Here is an 18,202-nt window from a genome sequence, read left to right on the forward strand (position 1 = left end):
GTCCGCTGCCAGCGCGACGGTGACCGATGCCGGAGCGCGAGACGTCAGGACGCAACGCTGAGGTGAGTTTTCATGGGCGTATCTGAGCCGTTCATCCGACGTCCGATCGCGACCTCGCTGCTTGGCGTGGCGCTGATGATCGGCGGTCTGCTCGGCTATCTGGCGCTGCCGGTGTCGGCCCTGCCTCAGGTCGATTTTCCGACGGTGCAGGTGACGACCCAGCTCCCAGGCGCGAGCCCTGACGTCGTGGCGTCGCTGATCACGGCGCCGCTGGAACGGCAGCTCGGGCAGATTCCGTCGCTGACGGCGATGACTTCGACCTCGTCCTATGGCGTCAGCCAGGTGTCGCTGCAGTTCGACCTCAACCGCGACATCGATGGCGCGACCCAGGACGTGCAGGCGGCGATCAATGCGGCCGCCGGCATTCTGCCGAAGAACCTGCCTTACCCGCCAGTCTACGCCAAGGTGAACCCGGCCGACGCGCCGGTGATGACGCTGGCGCTGACCTCGACCACGGTGTCGCTGCGCACCATGAGCGACCTCGCCGACACGCTGATGGCGCAGCGGCTGGCGCAGATCTCCGGCGTCGGTCGTGTCTCCGTGCTCGGCGGGCTGAAGCCGGCGGTACGGGTGCAGGCCGATCTGGCCCGTCTCGCCGCCTACGGCATCTCGATGGAGGACCTGCGCACGGCGATCGCCAACGCCAACGTGTCGGGCCCCAAGGGCTCGCTCGACGGCGCCCAGCAGGCCTACACCATCGCGGCGAACGACCAGATCGCTGCCGCGGACGCGTACCGGCCGATCATCGTGGCGTACCGCAACGGCTCGCCGGTGACGATCGGCGACGTCGCGCAGATCGTCGACGGGCTGGAAAACGAGCGCACCGGCGCCTGGTACCAAGGCACGCCTTCCGTCATTCTCGACATACAGCGCCAGCCCGGCGCCAACGTCATCGACGTGGTCAAGGGTATCCGCGCCGAGATCCCGCGGATCCAGCGGCTGGTGCCGGCCGGCGTCAAGCTTACCGTGGTCAGCGACCGCACCGAAACCATCCGCGCCTCGGTGCACGACGTCCAGTTCACGCTGCTGCTCAGCGTGGTTCTGGTGACGCTGGTGGTGCTGCTGTTCCTGCGCTCGATGCGCGCCACCATCATTGCCGGTGTGGCGCTGCCGCTGTCGCTGATCACCAGCTTCGGCGTGATGTATTTCATGGGCTTCAGCCTCGACAATCTGTCGCTGATGGCGCTGACGATCGGCACCGGTTTCGTCGTCGACGACGCCATCGTGATGATCGAGAACATCGTTCGTCACATGGAGGACGGCGAGAGCCCGATGCAGGCGGCCCTGAAGGGCGCCAGCGAGATCGGCTTCACCGTGATCTCGCTGACGATGTCGCTGATCGCGGTGTTCATCCCGCTGCTGTTCATGTCCGGCCTGGTCGGCCGGATGTTCCGCGAATTCGCGCTGACGCTGACGATCGCGGTCGTCACCTCGGCGATCGTGTCGCTGACGTTGACGCCGATGATGTGTTCGCGGCTGCTCAAGCATGCCCGCGACGAGCGCCAGGTGCCCGGGCTCGCCACCATCACCGCCTGGATCGATCGCGGCGCGGAGGCCTATCACCGCAGCCTGCTGTGGGTGTTGAAGCATCAGCGCGCGACGCTGGTGGTGACGTTCCTGACCATCGCGGCGACGCTGGTGTTGTACGCGATCGCGCCGAAGGGCTTCCTCCCGCTGCAGGACACCGCCTCGATCACCGCGGTGACGGAAGCGGGACCGGCGGTGTCGTTCGCCGAGATGAAGGCGCGGCAGACCGAAACCGCCCAGGCGATCGAAGCCGATCCGGATGTCGTCGGCGTGGTGTCGGTGATCGGCGCCGGCTCGGTCAATCCGACGCCGAATGTCGGCCGGCTGGTGCTGACGCTGAAGCCGCGCGGCGACCGCAAGTCCGACGTCGGCGAGGTGATCGAACGGCTGAAGCAGCGCGTCGCCGGCATTCCCGGCATGACCGTGTACTTCCAGGCCGTGCAGGACGTGCAGATTTCGACCCAGGCCAGCCGCTCGCAGTATCAGTACACGCTGACCGCGACCGATGCGGCGCTGCTGTCGCAATGGGCCAACCGGCTGCTTGCCGAACTGCGCCGCGATCCGCTGTTCCGCGACGTCTCGACCGAGGCGCAGGAGGGCGGCCTGCGGGCCGCGCTCGACGTCAACCGCGAACGCGCCGGCCAGCTCGGCGTCAGCGTTCAGGCGATCAACGACACGCTGAACGACGCCTTCGCGCAGCGGCAGATTTCGACGATCTACGGCCAAGCTAACCAGTACCGCGTGGTGCTGGAAGCGATGCCGGTCTATCAGCAGGACCCGTCGATCCTGTCCAAGCTGTATGTGCCCGGCAATGCCGGCGCCCAGGTGCCGATCTCGGCGGTCGCCGATTTGAAGCGCACCATCGCGCCGCTGGCGATCTCGCACCAGGCGCAGTTCCCGTCGGTGGCGATGAGCTTCAACCTTGCTCCCGATGCGTCACTCGGCGAGGCGTTGAAGCGGATCGAAACCATCGAGAAGCAGATCGGGATGCCCGGCAGCATCGTCGGGGTGTTCTATGGCGACGCCGCCGAATTCTCCAAGGCGCTCGCCGGCCAGCCATGGCTGATCCTGGCCGCGATCGTGGCGATCTACATCGTGCTCGGCGTGCTGTACGAGAGCTACATCCACCCGATCACCATCCTGTCGACGCTGCCGTCGGCCGGCGTCGGTGCGATTTTGGCGCTGATGCTGTTCGGCCAGGATCTGTCGGTGATCGGCCTGATCGGCATCATCCTGCTGATGGGCATCGTCAAGAAGAACGCCATCATGATGATCGACTTCGCGCTCGAAGCCGAGCGCGGACAGGGGATGTCGTCTTACGAGGCGATCGTGCAGGCCTGCCGGCTGCGTTTCCGGCCGATCATGATGACGACGCTGGCGGCCTTGTTCGGCGCGCTGCCGCTGGCGGTCGAAAGCGGCACCGGATCTGAGCTGCGGTTTCCGCTCGGCATCTCGATCATCGGCGGTCTGCTGCTCAGCCAGTTGCTGACGCTGTACACCACGCCGGTGATTTATCTAGCGCTCGACCGCATCAACCGGAAGCTGGAGCGGGCATTGCCGCCGGTCCCGCCGGCGACGCCATCGCCGCCGCTGGCCGGCGCCGGGGAGGGGCTGTAATGGCCTCGATGTCCGACCCGTTCATCCGAAGGCCGGTCGGCACCACGCTGCTGGCGATCGGATTGTTTCTGGTCGGCATGGTGGCCTATGCGGTGCTGCCGGTGGCGGCGCTGCCGAACGTCGATTTCCCGATGATCATGGTGCAGGCGTCGCGGCCTGGGGCGGCGCCGTCGGTGATGGCCTCGACCGTCGCGGCACCGCTGGAGCGACGGCTTGGCGAGATTGCCGGGCTCGATCAGATCACCTCGACCAGCTCGCTCGGCAATACCCGCATTCAACTGCAGTTCTCGATCGGCCGCAACGTCGATAGCGCCGCGCGCGATGTGCAAGCGGCGATCAACGCCGCGGTCAGCGATCTGCCGACAGATCTTCCGACGCTGCCCAAGTTCCGCAAGTTCAACTCCGCGGCGGCGCCGGTCTATATCCTGGCGCTGACCTCCAAGACCATGCCGGCGAGCGCGATCTACGACGTCGCCGACACGGTGTTGGCGCAGCGCATCTCGCAGGTGCCGGGTGTCGGCGACGTGACGGTCTCCGGCGCCGACCAGCCTGCGGTGCGGATCGCGCTCAACCCGGTCGCGCTTTCTAATGCGGGCATTTCCACTGACGACGTCCGCACCGCGATCATCAACGCCAATCCGGTCGGCCCGGTCGGCTCATTCGACGGGCCGCGGCTGACCGAAACACTGTCGACCAATCCGCAGATGCGTACCGCGGAGGAGTTCCGCAGCATCGTCATCAAGAGCGATACGAACGGCACGGTGCGGCTGTCGGATGTCGCCACCGTCAGCGACGCCACCCGCAACGCCCGCACCATCGCCTGGTACAACAAGCAGCCGGCGGTGATCATCCAGATCACCAAGCAGGGCGACGCCAACGTCATCGAGACCGTCGACCGGGTCAAAGCCCTGCTGCCCGAGCTGAAGCAGTGGATTCCGGCCGGTGTCGATATCTCGGTGCTGGCCGACCGCACCGGCACAATCCGCGCCAGCGTCGACGACATGCAGTGGACGCTGCTGGCGACCGCGGTGCTGGTGATGGCGGTGGTGCTGCTGTTCCTGCGCCGGCTGACGCCGACGATCGCCGCCGGCGTGTCGGTGCCGCTGGCGCTGGCTGGGACCTGCGCCGGAATGTGGATCAGCGGGTTTTCGATCAACAATCTGTCGCTGATGGCACTGGCGATCGCGGTCGGCTTCGTGGTCGACGATGCGATCGTGATGATCGAGAACATGTACCGCAACCTCGAGCGCGGCATGGCGCCGCTGCCGGCCGCGATGGAGGGCGCCCGGCAGATCGGCTTCACGGTGCTGTCGATCAGCCTGTCGCTGGTCGCAGCGTTCGCGCCGCTGATCTTCATGGACGGCCTGATCGGCCGGCTGCTGCGCGAGTTTTCGCTGACGCTGACGTTTGCGATCGTGGTCTCGACCGTGGTGTCGCTGACGGTGACGCCGATGATCTGCGCCCATTACATCCGCGCCGAAGCGTCGCCGAAACAGACCTGGTTCGATCGCGCGGTCGAAGGCACGCTGAACCGCATCGTCGGCTTCTACGCCTGGACGCTGCGCGGCGTGCTGTCGGTGCCGTGGCTGACAGTTGTGGTGTTCATCGCCACCATCGCGCTCACGGTGACGCTGTATATTAAGGTGCCCAAGGGCTATTTCCCGATCGACGATTCCGGTTTCATCATCGGCTCGACCCGCGCCTCGGCCGACATCTCGTTCCAGTCGATGCGGACTCTGCAGGAGGAGCTCGCCGACATCGTGATGGCCGATCCCGCGGTGAGCGGCGTCGGCTCGGTGCTGGGCGGCGGCGGACCGGGCGCCGGCGGCGCCAATCGCGGCACGATGTTCATCAATCTGAAGCCGACCGCCGAACGCGAAGGTGTCACCACCCAGATGGTGATCGATCGCCTGCGCCGGCAGCTCAGCCGCGTTGCCGGCATCCGGCTGTTCATGTTCGCCGCCCAGGATCTGCGCGGCGGCGGCCGCTCCAGCGAATCCAACTATCAGTACACGCTGAGCAGTCCCGATCTCGACCTGTTGCAGAAATGGGCGCCGATCGTCGCCAAGCGGATGCAGACGGTCGACGGTATCACCGACGTCACCAGCGATCGCGACGACGGCGGCCTGCAGCTGACGCTGTCGATCGACCGCACCATGGCGTCGCGGCTCGGCGTGCGGATTCAGGACATCGACAACGCGCTCAACAACGCATTCTCGCAGCGTCAGATCGCGACGATCTACACCCAGCGCAACCAGTATCAGGTGGTGCTGGAGATCGATCCGAATTTCCAGACCGACCCGACCGACCTGAAGCGGATCTATGTCGACAGCACCAGCGGCGATCAGGTGCCGTTGTCGGCGGTGGTGCGCGCCGAGCGCGGGCTGGCGGCGCTGGCGGTCGCTCATACCCAGGGCGTGCCGTCGACCACGGTGTCGTTCAACACGCTGCCCGACGTGCCGCTGCAGGAGGCGACCGCCAACATTCAGCGCGCGGTCGACGAACTGCACATGCCGGAGGGGATCCGCGGCTCGTTCGACGGCAATGCCGGCGATTTCCGTGCCACCTCCAATAAGCAGCCGCTGCTGATCCTGGCGGCTTTCATCGCGATGTACATCGTCCTCGGGGTGCTCTACGAGAGCCTGGCGCATCCGCTGACGATCATCTCGACGCTGCCGTCGGCGGGGCTCGGCGCACTGCTGGCGCTGCTGGTCACCGGCACCGAGCTGTCGGTGATCGCCTTCGTCGGCATCATCATGTTGATCGGTATCGTCAAGAAGAACGGGATCATGATGGTGGACTTCGCGCTGGAGGCCGAACGCGACCGCGGCCTGCCATCCGCCGACGCCATCTTCGAAGCCTGTATCGTGCGATTCCGGCCGATCCTGATGACCACGCTGGCGGCGCTGTTCGCGGCGATTCCGCTGGTGGTCGCGGTCGGCCCCGGCACCGAGCTGCGCCGGCCGCTCGGCATCACCATCATCGGCGGGCTGTTCGTATCGCAGGTGCTGACGCTGTATACGACGCCGGTGATTTATCTGTTGATCGACCGGGTGCGGCAGCGGCGCTGGCGCCGCGGTGCGCCGGCCGCAGTGCCGGCGGAGTAGGAACGAGATGACGACCGAACACCAGACACCTGCGGCAGAGCTCGGCGCGCCGGAGCCGGAGTGCGAGCGCTGCGGCAAAGCGCTGCCGCTGTGCATCTGCGACACCGTCGAGCCGATCGCCAGCCGCATCCAGCTTCTGATTCTGCAGCATCCTCAGGAGCAGGACCGCGCGCTCGGCACCGCGCGGCTGACCGCGCAGCATTTCAAGAACGCGGTGGTGCGGATCGGGCTGTCATGGCCGAGCCTGTCCAAGGCGCTCGGCCGCACCGTGCACGATCCGTCGCGCTGGGCGGTGCTGTATCTTGGCTCGGCCCGCGCGGCCGAATTGGCCGAGGGGCGCGAGATCCTCGCGGTCGACGCCAAGGGGCAGCCCGAGCCGTATCAGGACATGATCCTCGACGAGATCGAGGGCGTGGTGCTGCTCGACGGCACCTGGAGCCAGGCCAAGGCGCTGTGGTGGCGCAACGCCTGGATGCTGAAGTGCCAGCGGGTGATTCTCGACCCCGCGGCGCCGTCGCGCTACGGCCGGCTGCGCAAGGAGCCGCGCCGCGACGGGCTGTCGACGCTGGAAGCCGCCGCCATGCTGCTGTCGCGGCTGGAGCACCGCCCCGAGATCGAGACCGCCTTGCTGTCAGCCTTCGACCGGATGCTGGCGCGGTTCAAGCAGGTCCGGGCCGAGCGGCCGGATCTGGCCCCGAAGCCGAAGAAGCGCGACTGGCGCCGCAAGAAGCGCGGGTGAGGGCGCGCGCCCGCGCCGCGGCCTGACGCGGCGATCTCGATCGCTGCAACGTGCTGTGCGACGGTTGCCTATCGCCGTTCGGCCGTATATGAGTTCGCCGCGTGGGGCCACGTGGCGGAGTGGTTACGCAACGGTCTGCAAAACCGTGTACACCAGTTCAATTCTGGTCGTGGCCTCCACTTTCCAATCAAGCACTTAGCCGTCTTCCCTTAGGCTCGACGCGAACCGCGTCGGGTGCACCGTTGCGCTTGGAATCGCATAGGCGCGGACGGACCTTCGTCGCGCAGTTTTGGTGAGGTGGTCTATGTCGCCCGGTCGGGCTTCAAGCCGTCACGCGAGATCGCGCCGTTGATCGAACGCGAGAAGCCCGATCTGGTGATCGAAGAGCTGGCGGAGCGGCATTTGGATTCGCTGGCGGACACCGTCGCGCAGGAAGGCCGCTAGGGCGGCAGCAGCGCCTCGCTCAGCAGGAGGCGTACCAGTCGGACGGGAAGGGCAGCAGCGGCCATTCGACCGAATTGTCGTTGGCGGCACGGCGCATCGTCGCCACTATGTTCGGACGCACGACGTTGTCCTGCGTGCTTTCCGCAACGGCGTCGCTGATCGATTCCAGCAACAGATCGTATTCGGCTTCGCTCATGGTTCGGCTCCCCTGTCCGAACCTGAGTGTGGCAAAAACTGTTGTGGGGCCGGTTGAGCCGATCGCTACAATTTTAGCGATCCGCCTTCGTCGCGCGGAGCGTGGTGAGCTGATCCGCAACGGATGCGGTCAAAAACAAAGCCGCCCCCGGGGGAGGAGGCGGCTCGGTTCGACCGTTATGCTGAACGGCTTCTTACTGGCAGAGGTGCATCCGTCCGTCTTCGCCGCGGAAGGTGGTGCCCGGCAGACAGACGAAACCGTTACGCTCGGCGTAGCTGCGCATGTCGTAGTTGCCCTGATAGCCGGCCTCGAACGGCGCCGTGGCGATAGCTCCCGCCGCACCGATCGCGCCGCCAACGACGCCGGCAGCCACTTGGCCCGGCCAGAACGCGTTGCTGTCGCGCCAATTGCGCTCCTGGTAGCCACGCTCCTGATAACCCTGATGACGATACGTCTCGCCGTAAAGCTGGCCGCGCATCTGCGTCGGCTGCTGAGCCGAGGCGGCGCTGGTCAGGGCCACGGCGCCCGCGAGAACGGCAGCGGCAAAGGTGATCGGCTTCAACATCTGTGGTCTCCCTCTTTGTTTCCGATGCCGACGCAACGTGCGTCGGCGCGAGAACGTTCCGGGGGTCGGGGGAGGCGGAGTCACAGCGGCGTGAAAGGTCGCTGGCGCGCCGATGTGAGGGAGCTGGCGAATCCTCGGGAGCCCACGAGCTAGCGTGGGCGTCACGACCTGCAATGATGGAAAATGAGAATGGCTCCCCGGGCCGGATTCGAACCAGCGACCAACCGGTTAACAGCCGGTTGCTCTACCACTGAGCTACCAGGGAACATGCGAAGCAGCGCTTCGCGGGGCAGCGTATAACAAAGCCGTTCGGCGTTGGAAAGCAGAAATCGGTCGATCCACACCGGCCGTTTTCCGCCGCAACGCCGCGGCGAGCCGCCGTGACGGCGAGGGCTATGTAGGGGATGATCTGCGCCGCGTGAAGCCCCCTTTGCACTAAATCTGTTGAGTGCGGCGACATGTTGCGTTTTCAGCGGCGTTGCAGCATGGATGGCGCGGGTTTCACGCAGGGGATCGAGGATGTTGGAATTCGAGCGCGCGCGGCAAAACATGGTCGACGGGCAAATTCGGCCTGCCAGCGTGACCGATTGGCGAATCATCGATGCGATGCGGGCGCTGCCACGCGAGGCATTCGTGCCGGAATCGAAGCGCGAGCTGGTCTATCTCGACCTCGATCTCGAGATCGAAGGCCACGACGGCCACAAGCACTTCATGCTCAATCCGATCATGACCGCGCGGATGCTGCAGGCTGCCGAGCTGCAGCACGACGATCGCGTGCTCGTGGTGGGCTGTCCGACCGGGTACATCGCGGCCGTGGCGGCGAAGCTGGTTGCCCGCGTCACCACGACGATCGATGACGAATCGCTGGCGCAGCGCATCCGCTCGACGCTGCCGGCGCTGGGGCTGTCCAACGTCAATGTCCGGGTCGCTGAGGCGGCGAAGGGCGATCTGCACGACTCGCCGTTCGACGCGATCCTGCTGTGCGGCGCCACCGAGGTCGAACCGACCGCACTGTACGATCAGCTCAAGCTCGGCGGCCGCCTGGTCGGCGCCTTCGCCAACGGTCGGCCGCAGCGCGTTACCGTGGTGACCCGTTCGCACGGCGACTACGGTGCCCGCATTCTGTTCGATGCGTCGATTCCCGTGCTGCCCGGTTTGGAGCGCGCGCCGGCCTTCGAATTCTGACGCAAGCGGCCGGATTCTTTCGAGGAATCATACCTGTGGCGCGAATGCCCCAGCTCGCAAGTTTCGTTGTGCACCACGGCCGGGGGGTTTCTTCGGTCAATTCCGTGTCCTATGGTGAGGATGGACTTACCGGACATCGTTCGGCCGAGCGCACGGCGTTGGGCACCGGAAAGTCCGGTGTGGGGAAAAGTTCAGGATTGGATTGCCAGAATGGATGGGCTTAAGCGGATTTCCGGCCTCGCGGCTGCCGGCATCGTTCTGGCGTGCGTGTCGCAGACAGCGGCCCGAGCGGATACCATCGAAGGCGCGCTAGTTCGCGCTTACCAGACTAATCCTCAGCTCAATGCACAGCGCGCTTCGGTCCGCGCCACCGACGAATCGGTCCCTCAGGCTCTGTCCGGCTACCGGCCCAAGGTCGCCGTCACGGCCAGCGGCGGTTATCAGTACACCGACGTGATTTCGTCGGTCGCCGGCAACCAGTTTCAGGCGTCCGGGACGCAGGTCCCGCGCTCGGTCGGCGTGACCGCATCGCAGACGCTGTTCAACGGCAATCAGACGGCGAACCGCACCCGTGCGGCCGAGAGCCAGGTGTCGTCGGCGCGTGAAGGTCTTCGTGTGCTGGAGCAGTCGGTGCTGCTGTCGGCCGCGACCATCTACATGGACTACCTGCGCGACTCGGCCACGCTCGAAGTGCAGCGCTCCAACGTGCGCGTGCTCGAGCAGACGCTGCGGCAGACCAACGATCGCTTCAACGTCGGCGAGGTGACCCGCACCGACGTGGCGCAGTCGCAGGCGCAGCTCGCGGCCGGCAACACCCAGCAGCTCGCCGCCGAATCCACGCTGACCACGACGCGGTCGAACTACCGCCGCATCATCGGCACCGAGCCGGGCAATCTCGCGCCGGGCTCGCCGGTCGATCGCTATCTGCCGACCTCGCTCGCCCAGGCGATCAATTTGGCGCTGGTCGAGAATCCGAACGTCACCGCTGCGATGTACGGCATCGATGTCAGCTATCTGAACGTGAAGATCAACGAGGGTGCGCTGTTCCCGACACTGACGCTGCAGGCCAGCGCGCAGCAGTCGTGGGAGCCGTCGATCTCGTCGCCGCGCCAGTTCCTCGCTTCGGGCGTCGCGCAGCTGTCGGTCCCGATCTACCAGGGCGGCGGTGAATACGCGCTGATCCGGCAGTCGAAGGAAACGCTGGCGCAGCAGCGCCTCAACCTCGAACAGGTGCGCGACCAGACCCGCGCCAGCGTGGTGCAGGCGTGGGGTCAGCTGCAGGCCGCCAAGGCGCAGGTCTCGTCGGCGCAGTCCCAGGTCAAGGCCTCGGAAATCGCGCTCAACGGCGTGCGTGAAGAAGCCCGCGCAGGCCAGCGCACCACGCTCGACGTGTTGAACGCACAGCAGGCGCTGGTGAATGCCCGCGTCGCGCTGGTGACCGCGCAGCATGACCGCGTCGTTGCTTCTTATGCGGTGCTGAACGCGGTCGGCCGGTTGTCGCCGCAGGTGCTCGGCCTCAAGACCGACGTCTATGATCCCAGCGTGCACTACCAGCAGGTGCGCGACAGCTGGGGCGGCGTGCGGACTCCCGACGGTCGCTGATTGCGGCCGCGACTGCGCCCGGGATTCTGCCCGGGCGCGTTTGCTTGCAAACAACTAATCGGCTGCCTACCGTTGATCGGGTCGTCGTGACGATTCGAGTCGGAGATGCGCCCGTGTTTCGCGGCGCTCCACGTTGTTACACGTGGAGCGGACCTCGGGGCGTACCGTAGTTGAAGCTGGGGACAAGTCCTGCTTCCAACGCGAAACCTGGCGCCGCCGATCCGGAACCGGTCTCTCCCGTAGAGCTTTGATGTTACAACGCCGGGAAGGGCGTGATGATGTGGAGTCGGAGATGACGCAGCCTGCAAAGGCGCAAGAGCCTTCCATGGAGGAGATTCTGGCGTCGATCCGTCGCATCATTGCCGATGACGAAGCCAAGCCCGCGACCCCGGCTCCAGCGCCGGTGGCCGTTGCCCCGAAGCCGGAGCCGCCCAAGCCGGCTCCACCGCCGAGCAAGCCCGCGGCCATGACCCCACCTCCGTCTGCACCGAGTCCGGTGGCGCAAGCCGCGCCGCCCAAACCCGCCGCCGCTGCGCCGAAGCCGGCGCCTCCGCCAACGCCGGCCCCGGCCGAGAGCAACAGTCAGGATGACATCGACGCGCTGCTGGCCGGCCTCGACGCCGACACCACGGAGGAGGAGGTTCGTCCGCCGCAGCCGGATGGCGACGTGCTCGAACTGACCGACGAGATGGCGCTGCCGGAGCCCGAACCCGAGCCGGCGCCGCCGCCACCTCCGCCGCCGCCCGTTCAAAAGGCGCCGATCGAGGACGACATCGAATTCGCCGAAGCCGCGCCGAAGCCGCGCGCGCCGGAGCCGGCCTACGAGCCGTCGCCTGCAGCGGCGGCCTGGAGCGAAGAGCCGCAGCAGCCGATCCTGTCGCGGACCACCGCCGCGGCGGTGGAATCGGCGTTCAATTCGCTCGCCACCACGGTGCTCAGCAACAATGCCCGGACCCTCGAGGATCTGGTCAAGGAGATGCTGCGGCCGATGCTGAAGGCCTGGCTCGACGACAATCTGCCGACGCTGGTCGAGCGGATCGTTCGCCAGGAAATCGAGCGGGTCTCGCGCGGGCGCTGAGCCCGTTTGGCGGAGGCGCTGCCTCCGCCTGATCCTCCGCCTGATCCAATGGACCGGCCTCCATTGTTGACTTGCGGCGCGCCGGAAGGTTTCTAGCGTCGTCCAACGAGCGCGTTCGCGGCCCGGCGACGCGCCTTTTTTGATTGCAGCGCCATGATCGAGAAAACCTACCAGCCAGCCGACATCGAGGCCCGCATTTCGCGCGCCTGGGAAGACGCGGAGGCCTTCAAGGCCGGCCGTCCGGATCGCCGCGACGCCGTCCCGTACTCGATCGTGATTCCGCCGCCGAACGTTACCGGCTCGCTGCACATGGGCCATGCGCTCAACAACACGCTGCAGGACATCCTGTGCCGGTTTGAGCGGATGCGCGGCCGCGACGTGCTGTGGCAGCCCGGCACCGATCACGCCGGCATCGCCACCCAGATGGTGGTCGAGCGCCAGCTGATGGAGCGCCAGGAGCCGAGCCGCCGCGACATGGGCCGCGCCAAGTTCCTGGAGCGGGTGTGGCAGTGGAAGGCCGAGAGCGGCGGCGTCATCGTCAACCAGCTCAAGCGGCTCGGCGCGTCGTGCGACTGGTCGCGCGAGCGCTTCACCATGGACGAGGGGCTGTCCCGCGCGGTCGCCAAGGTGTTCGTCGAGCTGCACCGCCAGGGCCTGATCTACAAGGACAAGCGGCTGGTCAATTGGGACCCGAAGCTGCTGACCGCGATCTCTGATCTGGAAGTCCAGCAGATCGAGGTGAAGGGCAACCTCTGGCACCTGCGCTATCCGATCGAAGGCAAGACCTTCGACCCGGCCGACCCGTCGACCTTCATCGTCGTCGCGACCACGCGTCCCGAAACCATGCTGGGCGACACCGCGGTCGCGGTGAATCCGGAAGACGAGCGCTATACGCATCTGGTCGGCAAGCATGTCATCCTGCCGCTGGTCGGCCGGCGGATTCCGATCGTGGCCGACGAATACTCCGATCCCGAGAAGGGCTCGGGTGCGGTGAAGATCACGCCGGCGCACGACTTCAACGACTTCGAGGTCGGCAAGCGGCACCATCTGCCGCAGATCAACGTGCTCGACATCGAGGGCAAGATCTCGGTCGCGGACAACAGCGCCTATCTCGAAGGCCTGCCGGAAGGCGCGCGCGAATTCGCCGAGGAGATCAACGGCACCGACCGCTTCGTGGCCCGCAAGATGATCGTCGCGCGGCTCGATGATTTCGGATTCCTGGAGAAGATCGAGCCCAACGTCCACATGGTGCCGCATGGCGACCGCTCCGGCGTGGTGATCGAACCGTTCCTCACCGACCAGTGGTACGTCGACGCCAAGACGCTGGCGCAGCCGGCGATCGCCGCGGTGCGCTCGGGCGAGACCACCTTCGTGCCGAAGAACTGGGAGAAGACCTACTTCGAGTGGATGGAGAACATCCAGCCGTGGTGCATCTCGCGCCAGCTGTGGTGGGGCCACCAGATCCCGGCATGGTACGGGCCGGACGGCAAGGTGTTCGTGGCCGAAACCGAGGAAGAGGCGGTCGGCAACGCGCTCGGCTACTACGTCGAGCAGGAAGTGATCACGCCCGCGCAGGCCCACGACATGGCGGAAGATCCCGCCAAGCGTGAGGGCTTCATCACCCGCGACGAGGACGTGCTCGACACCTGGTTCTCGTCGGCACTTTGGCCGTTCTCGACGCTCGGCTGGCCGGACGAGACGCCCGAACTCGACCGTTACTATCCGACCAACGTGCTGGTCACTGGCTTCGACATCATCTTCTTCTGGGTTGCCCGGATGATGATGATGGGCCTGCACTTCATGGACGATGTGCCGTTCCCGACCGTCTATATCCACGCCCTCGTCCGCGACGAGAAGGGCGCCAAGATGTCGAAGTCGAAGGGCAACGTCATCGATCCGCTCAACCTGATCGACGAATACGGCGCCGATGCGCTGCGCTTCACGCTGGCGGCGATGGCGGCGCAGGGCCGCGACATCAAGCTCGCAACCAGCCGCGTCGAAGGCTATCGCAACTTCGCCACCAAGCTTTGGAACGCCTGCCGCTTCGCTGAGATGAACGGCTGCGTCGCGCCCGCCGGCTTCGACTACACGGCGGCCAAGGAAACGCTGAACCGCTGGATCGCGCACGAGACCGTCCGCGCGGTGCGCGAGGTCACCGAGGCGATCGAATCCTATCGCTTCAACGACGCCGCCGAAGCCGCGTATCGCTTCGTCTGGAACGTGTATTGCGACTGGTATCTCGAACTCGCCAAGCCGGTGCTGATGGGCGAGGAGGGCGCTGCCAAGACCGAAACCCGTGCGATGGTGGCGTGGGCGCGCGACGAGATCCTCAAGATCCTGCATCCGTTCATGCCGTTCATCACCGAAGAGTTGTGGGCGGTGACCGCGCCGCGCGACGGACTGCTGGTGTTGGCGCCGTGGTCGCGCAAGGGGATCTCGGACGAGGAGGTATCAGTGCTGGCGGCCTCTGCCGCGACCGACCCGATGGCCGGACCGGCGATGCTGGCGATTCCGGAGCCGCAGGAGCCGGACTTCACCGACGATGCGGCTGAAGCCGAAATCGGCTGGGTGGTCGATCTCGTCACCGCGATCCGCTCGGTGCGCGCCGAGATGAACATCGTGCCGTCGACCCTGACGCCGCTGGTGCTGGCCGGCGCTTCCGCCGACACCAATGCGCGGGCGAGCCGCTGGAGCGACGTGATCAAGCGGCTGGCGCGCGTCGGCGACATCTCGTTTGCGGACGCGGCACCGCAAGGGGCCGTGCAGCTCCTGGTGCGGGGCGAAGTGGCGGCGCTGCCGCTGAAGGGCGTGGTCGATTTCGCCGCCGAACAGGTCCGGCTCGAGAAGGAACTCGGCAAGGCCGAAGCCGACATCAAGCGCGCCGAAGCCAAGCTGGCGAACGAGAAGTTCGTCGCCAACGCCGCCGAAGAAGTTGTCGAGGAAGAACGCGAGAAGCGCGAGGCCGCGGTCGCACGCAAGGTGAAGATCCTCGAAGCGCTGCTTCGGCTGAAGAACGCGAGCTGACCCTTGCTCGACCACGTCTCGATCACCGTGTCCGACATTGCGGTGGCCGAGCCGTTTTACGATGCGATCATGGCGGCGCTCGGTGTCGTCAAGGTCGGCGCCCGCGGCGATTGGCTCGGCTATGGCGAGCGGGCGCGGCCGGATCATCCGGACCGCGTCTATCTGTCGATCCGCAAGGGCGACAGGCCGGAGCCGGCCTATGGCCGGCACTGGTGCTTCAAGGCGACCAGCCGCGCCGTGGTCGACGCATTCTGGCAAGCCGGGCTCGCGCACGGCGGCATCGATCAGGGTGCGCCGGGACTGCGCGATTATCATCCCGGTTACTACGCAGCCTTCATCGCCGACCCGGACGGCAACCGGCTCGAAGCGGTGTGCCACACGCTCGGCTGAGCGCCATTAAACGCGATGTCCCTGGTCATTGCGAGGAGCGAAGCGACGAAGCAATCCAGCTTAATGCGCGAGGTCTGGATTGCTTCGCTCCGCTCGCAATGACGGTCCTTGCACCGGCTGTCCGTCGCCTCGGCGTTGATCGGCGCCAAAGTATGACACCGCGGCAGTCGCGTAGGATCGGGCATCAACGGGGCTGTGCCGATGCTCGCTTTCCTCAAGCTGCTGATCTCGTTTGCGCCGTGGCTGTCGTTTCTGATTATCGCCCGTGACACGTTGCTCCGGGTCGAGATCGGCCTCTGCGTTGCACTGGCGCTGACGGTCGTGATGGGCGTGCTGAAGCTCCATCGCGGTATCATTCTGTGGGTCGGCGTGGTGTTCTTTGGCGCCGCGACCATCGCGGTGATGGGGTTCAACGACACCTGGACTCTGCGCCATCTCGGCGTGCTGGCTAACGGCGCGCTGGCAGCCGGGGCCTGGCTGACCATTCTGCTCGGCAAGCCGTTCACGCTCGACTACGCCAAGGAGCATGTCGATCCGGCGGTCTGGAACGATCCGAAATTCATCCGCATCAACGTGCTGATGACCGGCATCTGGGCGACGGCTTTCACCATCAACGCGGCGTTGGCATTCGGCAAGATGGAGCAGGTCGCACTGCCCGAACTCGCCTATGAGCTGCTCTCCTACGCGGTGCTGATCGGCACTGCGATCTTTACGGTGTGGTATCCCGAGCATCTGCGGCGGGCGCGGGCGGCGGCAAGCTGAGGCCGCAGCGCTGCGCCGCAAACAAACGTCACCCTCCGCGAAAGCGGAGGGCCCAGTATCCCAGAGCGCCCGTTACTTAGCCGCAGCGCTCTGCAATACTGGGTCGCCCGGACAAGCCGGGCGATGACCGGTTTTGATGAGGCCCAGCTTCGATCAAATTGATCGCGGAAACGGCTTACTCAAAAATCGCGAGCCCTTCAGCCCGTAGCGCCACGGATAGTCGGCCGCCTTGGTGATGCCGATGCGCGGTCCGGTGACGATCTCCGGCGTGGTGATCCGGCGGTGGATCGCGAACGGGGCGGCATCGAGCGGCAGGCCGTTGTGGGCGATGGTGATGCCGAGCGCCTGCGCCAGCTTGCCGGGGCCGGAACACAGGCTGCGTGGCTCGTCGAGGCCGCGGCGCTTGCGCATCGCCGCAAGGCCGTGGGTCGGCTCCAGCGCGCGGATCAGCACCGCGCTGGCGGAGCCTTCGGGCTCGCAGACGACATTCACGCACCAATGGATGCCGTAGGAGCGATACACGTAGGCGACGCCCGGCGGGCCGAACATCACCTGGTTGCGCGGTGTCGGCCCGCCATAGGAATGCGCCGCCGGATCGGTGTGGTGATAGGCTTCGACCTCGACGATCACGCCGCCGGCTCCGCCGAACAGCAGCGTTGCGCCGATCAGCTCGGGCGCGACCTCGTGGACGCTGCGGGCAAAGAACCGGCGCGTCAGCAGCGGGCCGAGGGCGGGATGTGTTCCGTCCGGCGAGGCCTTCGGAACGCGGGGCTTGGTCATCTGGGACAGGGATTGTGCGCCAGAAGGCGCGGCCGGCGATGCGCGTTATGCTTACAATTCGAGCATTATTCCAAGGGATAACAGCCCGCAAGCAGCCCGGGTTGCGGGACGGGGGCGGCCGGATTAGGTAGGGTTCTCGCGCAAACCCAGGCAGCTCATGGTCGTTCTCGTCGATACGGTGTCCGCCAATCCCGTCCGCCCCCGGCATCCGGAGAAGGCGGCGCGGCCCGACGCGCTGTCGCCGAAGAAGCCGGACTGGATCCGGGTGCGCGCGCCGACCACGCGCGGCTATGGCGAGACCCGCGGCATCGTCAAGGAAAACGGCCTGCACACCGTGTGCGAGGAGGCCGGCTGCCCGAACATCGGCGAGTGCTGGGATAAGAAGCACGCCACCTTCATGATCATGGGGGACACCTGCACCCGGGCGTGCGCGTTCTGCAACGTCAAGACCGGGATGCCGGCGGCGCTCGACGCTAACGAGCCGGCCTATGTCGCCGAGGCGACGCGGAAGCTCGGGCTGCAGCATCTGGTGATCACCTCGGTCGACCGCGACGATCTGGCCGACGGCGGTGCGGCGCACTTTGCCGCGACGATCCGCGCGGTGCGCGAAGCCTGCCCGACCACGACCATCGAGATCCTGACGCCGGACTTCCTGCGCAAGGATGGCGCGTTGGAAGTCGTGGTCGCCGCCAAGCCGGACGTGTTCAACCACAATCTCGAAACCGTGCCGTCGCGCTATCTGTCGGTGCGGCCGGGCGCGCGTTACTTCCATTCGATCCGGCTGCTGCAGCGGGTCAAGGAACTCGATCCGACCATCTTCACCAAGTCCGGCATCATGGTCGGCCTCGGCGAGGAGCGCCACGAGGTGCTGCAGGTGATGGACGATCTGCGCTCGGCGGAGGTCGATTTCCTCACCATCGGCCAGTATCTGCAGCCGACCCGCAAGCACCACGCGGTGATGCGCTACGTCACGCCGGACGAGTTCGCCGGCTATCAGACCACTGCCTACGCCAAGGGCTTCCTGATGGTGTCGGCGAGCCCGATGACGCGCTCGTCCCATCACGCCGGCGACGACTTCGCCAAGCTCAAGGCGGCGCGCGCGGCGCGAGCCCGCTAACAGTCCAAG

14 protein-coding genes and 2 tRNA genes are annotated in these 18,202 nt (G+C 66.3%); 12 read left to right on the plus strand and 4 right to left on the minus strand.

The window, feature by feature from the left end:
* Window positions 1-72 precede the first annotated feature (72 nt).
* The 5 genes from RPPS3_RS13430 to RPPS3_RS13450 all read left to right on the plus strand — a co-directional run bounded on the left by RPPS3_RS13430 (window position 73) and on the right by RPPS3_RS13450 (window position 7,494).
* On the plus strand, window positions 73-3,204 hold the full coding sequence (locus RPPS3_RS13430) for an efflux RND transporter permease subunit (RefSeq protein ID WP_107344554.1): 3,132 nt from the start codon (window positions 73-75) through the stop codon (window positions 3,202-3,204).
* Window positions 3,204-6,311, plus strand: coding sequence for an efflux RND transporter permease subunit (locus RPPS3_RS13435; protein ID WP_107344555.1), 3,108 nt, complete (start codon window positions 3,204-3,206; stop codon window positions 6,309-6,311). The genes RPPS3_RS13430 and RPPS3_RS13435 overlap by 1 nt, the downstream gene beginning before the upstream one ends.
* 7 nt (window positions 6,312-6,318) lie before the next feature.
* Window positions 6,319-7,050 (plus strand): tRNA-uridine aminocarboxypropyltransferase, encoded by a 732-nt coding sequence (locus tag RPPS3_RS13440; RefSeq protein WP_107344556.1) that lies wholly within the window; start codon window positions 6,319-6,321, stop codon window positions 7,048-7,050.
* Window positions 7,051-7,155: 105 nt separating this feature from the next.
* Window positions 7,156-7,229 (plus strand) — tRNA-Cys (locus RPPS3_RS13445).
* Between the two features lie 118 nt (window positions 7,230-7,347).
* Complete coding sequence (locus RPPS3_RS13450) at window positions 7,348-7,494, plus strand: hypothetical protein (RefSeq protein WP_234819952.1); 147 nt, start codon at window positions 7,348-7,350, stop codon at window positions 7,492-7,494.
* Between the two features lie 19 nt (window positions 7,495-7,513).
* Here the strand turns inward: RPPS3_RS13450 and RPPS3_RS24635 are convergent, their stop codons facing one another.
* The 3 genes from RPPS3_RS24635 to RPPS3_RS13460 form a co-directional block, all read right to left on the minus strand.
* Window positions 7,514-7,690 carry a hypothetical protein gene (locus RPPS3_RS24635; RefSeq protein WP_199852140.1) on the minus strand — a complete coding sequence of 59 codons (177 nt, stop codon included), beginning with the start codon at window positions 7,688-7,690 and terminating at the stop codon, window positions 7,514-7,516.
* A gap of 193 nt (window positions 7,691-7,883) precedes the next feature.
* Window positions 7,884-8,255, minus strand: coding sequence for a hypothetical protein (locus RPPS3_RS13455; RefSeq protein WP_107344557.1), 372 nt, complete (start codon window positions 8,253-8,255; stop codon window positions 7,884-7,886).
* Between the two features lie 190 nt (window positions 8,256-8,445).
* Window positions 8,446-8,520: transfer RNA gene (locus RPPS3_RS13460), tRNA-Asn, on the minus strand.
* 254 nt (window positions 8,521-8,774) lie between these two features.
* On the opposite strand from RPPS3_RS13460, the gene RPPS3_RS13465 reads away from it, so the two are divergent.
* The 6 genes from RPPS3_RS13465 to RPPS3_RS13490 all read left to right on the plus strand — a co-directional run bounded on the left by RPPS3_RS13465 (window position 8,775) and on the right by RPPS3_RS13490 (window position 16,296).
* Window positions 8,775-9,440, plus strand: a complete 666-nt coding sequence (locus tag RPPS3_RS13465) for a protein-L-isoaspartate O-methyltransferase family protein (protein WP_107344558.1) — start codon at window positions 8,775-8,777, stop codon at window positions 9,438-9,440.
* Window positions 9,441-9,650: 210 nt separating this feature from the next.
* Window positions 9,651-11,042, plus strand: coding sequence for a TolC family outer membrane protein (locus tag RPPS3_RS13470; RefSeq protein WP_107344559.1), 1,392 nt, complete (start codon window positions 9,651-9,653; stop codon window positions 11,040-11,042).
* Window positions 11,043-11,334: 292 nt separating this feature from the next.
* Complete coding sequence (locus RPPS3_RS13475; protein WP_107344560.1) at window positions 11,335-12,120, plus strand: PopZ family protein; 786 nt, start codon at window positions 11,335-11,337, stop codon at window positions 12,118-12,120.
* A gap of 153 nt (window positions 12,121-12,273) precedes the next feature.
* Window positions 12,274-15,144 (plus strand): valine--tRNA ligase, encoded by a 2,871-nt coding sequence (locus RPPS3_RS13480; protein ID WP_107344561.1) that lies wholly within the window; start codon window positions 12,274-12,276, stop codon window positions 15,142-15,144.
* 3 nt (window positions 15,145-15,147) lie between these two features.
* Complete coding sequence (locus RPPS3_RS13485; protein WP_107344562.1) at window positions 15,148-15,534, plus strand: VOC family protein; 387 nt, start codon at window positions 15,148-15,150, stop codon at window positions 15,532-15,534.
* A gap of 201 nt (window positions 15,535-15,735) precedes the next feature.
* Entirely contained in the window at window positions 15,736-16,296 is a 561-nt protein-coding gene (locus RPPS3_RS13490; RefSeq protein WP_107344563.1) for a hypothetical protein, read from the plus strand.
* Window positions 16,297-16,449: 153 nt separating this feature from the next.
* On the opposite strand, the gene RPPS3_RS13495 is transcribed toward RPPS3_RS13490, so the two are convergent.
* Window positions 16,450-17,076, minus strand: coding sequence for a DNA-3-methyladenine glycosylase (locus tag RPPS3_RS13495; RefSeq protein WP_107344564.1), 627 nt, complete (start codon window positions 17,074-17,076; stop codon window positions 16,450-16,452).
* 157 nt (window positions 17,077-17,233) lie between these two features.
* Between RPPS3_RS13495 and lipA the strand changes: the two genes are divergently transcribed.
* Complete coding sequence (gene lipA, locus RPPS3_RS13500; protein WP_107344565.1) at window positions 17,234-18,193, plus strand: lipoyl synthase; 960 nt, start codon at window positions 17,234-17,236, stop codon at window positions 18,191-18,193.
* Window positions 18,194-18,202: the final 9 nt, after the last annotated feature.

This window comes from Rhodopseudomonas palustris (assembly GCF_003031265.1).
GTDB classification, from domain to species: Bacteria; Pseudomonadota; Alphaproteobacteria; order Rhizobiales; family Xanthobacteraceae; genus Rhodopseudomonas; species Rhodopseudomonas palustris_H.

Excerpts from the sequence above, each read along its gene's own strand:
- RPPS3_RS13430 (WP_107344554.1), top strand. The coding sequence starts at position 73 with ATGGGCGTATCTGAGCCGTTCATCCGACGTCCGATCGCGACCTCGCTG.
- RPPS3_RS13435 (WP_107344555.1), top strand. The coding sequence starts at position 3,204 with ATGGCCTCGATGTCCGACCCGTTCATCCGAAGGCCGGTCGGCACCACG.
- RPPS3_RS13440 (WP_107344556.1), top strand. The coding sequence starts at position 6,319 with ATGACGACCGAACACCAGACACCTGCGGCAGAGCTCGGCGCGCCGGAG.
- RPPS3_RS24635 (WP_199852140.1), bottom strand. The coding sequence starts at position 7,690 with ATGAGCGAAGCCGAATACGATCTGTTGCTGGAATCGATCAGCGACGCC.
- RPPS3_RS13455 (WP_107344557.1), bottom strand. The coding sequence starts at position 8,255 with ATGTTGAAGCCGATCACCTTTGCCGCTGCCGTTCTCGCGGGCGCCGTG.
- RPPS3_RS13465 (WP_107344558.1), top strand. The coding sequence starts at position 8,775 with ATGTTGGAATTCGAGCGCGCGCGGCAAAACATGGTCGACGGGCAAATT.
- RPPS3_RS13470 (WP_107344559.1), top strand. The coding sequence starts at position 9,651 with ATGGATGGGCTTAAGCGGATTTCCGGCCTCGCGGCTGCCGGCATCGTT.
- RPPS3_RS13475 (WP_107344560.1), top strand. The coding sequence starts at position 11,335 with ATGACGCAGCCTGCAAAGGCGCAAGAGCCTTCCATGGAGGAGATTCTG.
- RPPS3_RS13480 (WP_107344561.1), top strand. The coding sequence starts at position 12,274 with ATGATCGAGAAAACCTACCAGCCAGCCGACATCGAGGCCCGCATTTCG.
- RPPS3_RS13490 (WP_107344563.1), top strand. The coding sequence starts at position 15,736 with ATGCTCGCTTTCCTCAAGCTGCTGATCTCGTTTGCGCCGTGGCTGTCG.
- RPPS3_RS13495 (WP_107344564.1), bottom strand. The coding sequence starts at position 17,076 with ATGACCAAGCCCCGCGTTCCGAAGGCCTCGCCGGACGGAACACATCCC.
- lipA (WP_107344565.1), top strand. The coding sequence starts at position 17,234 with ATGGTCGTTCTCGTCGATACGGTGTCCGCCAATCCCGTCCGCCCCCGG.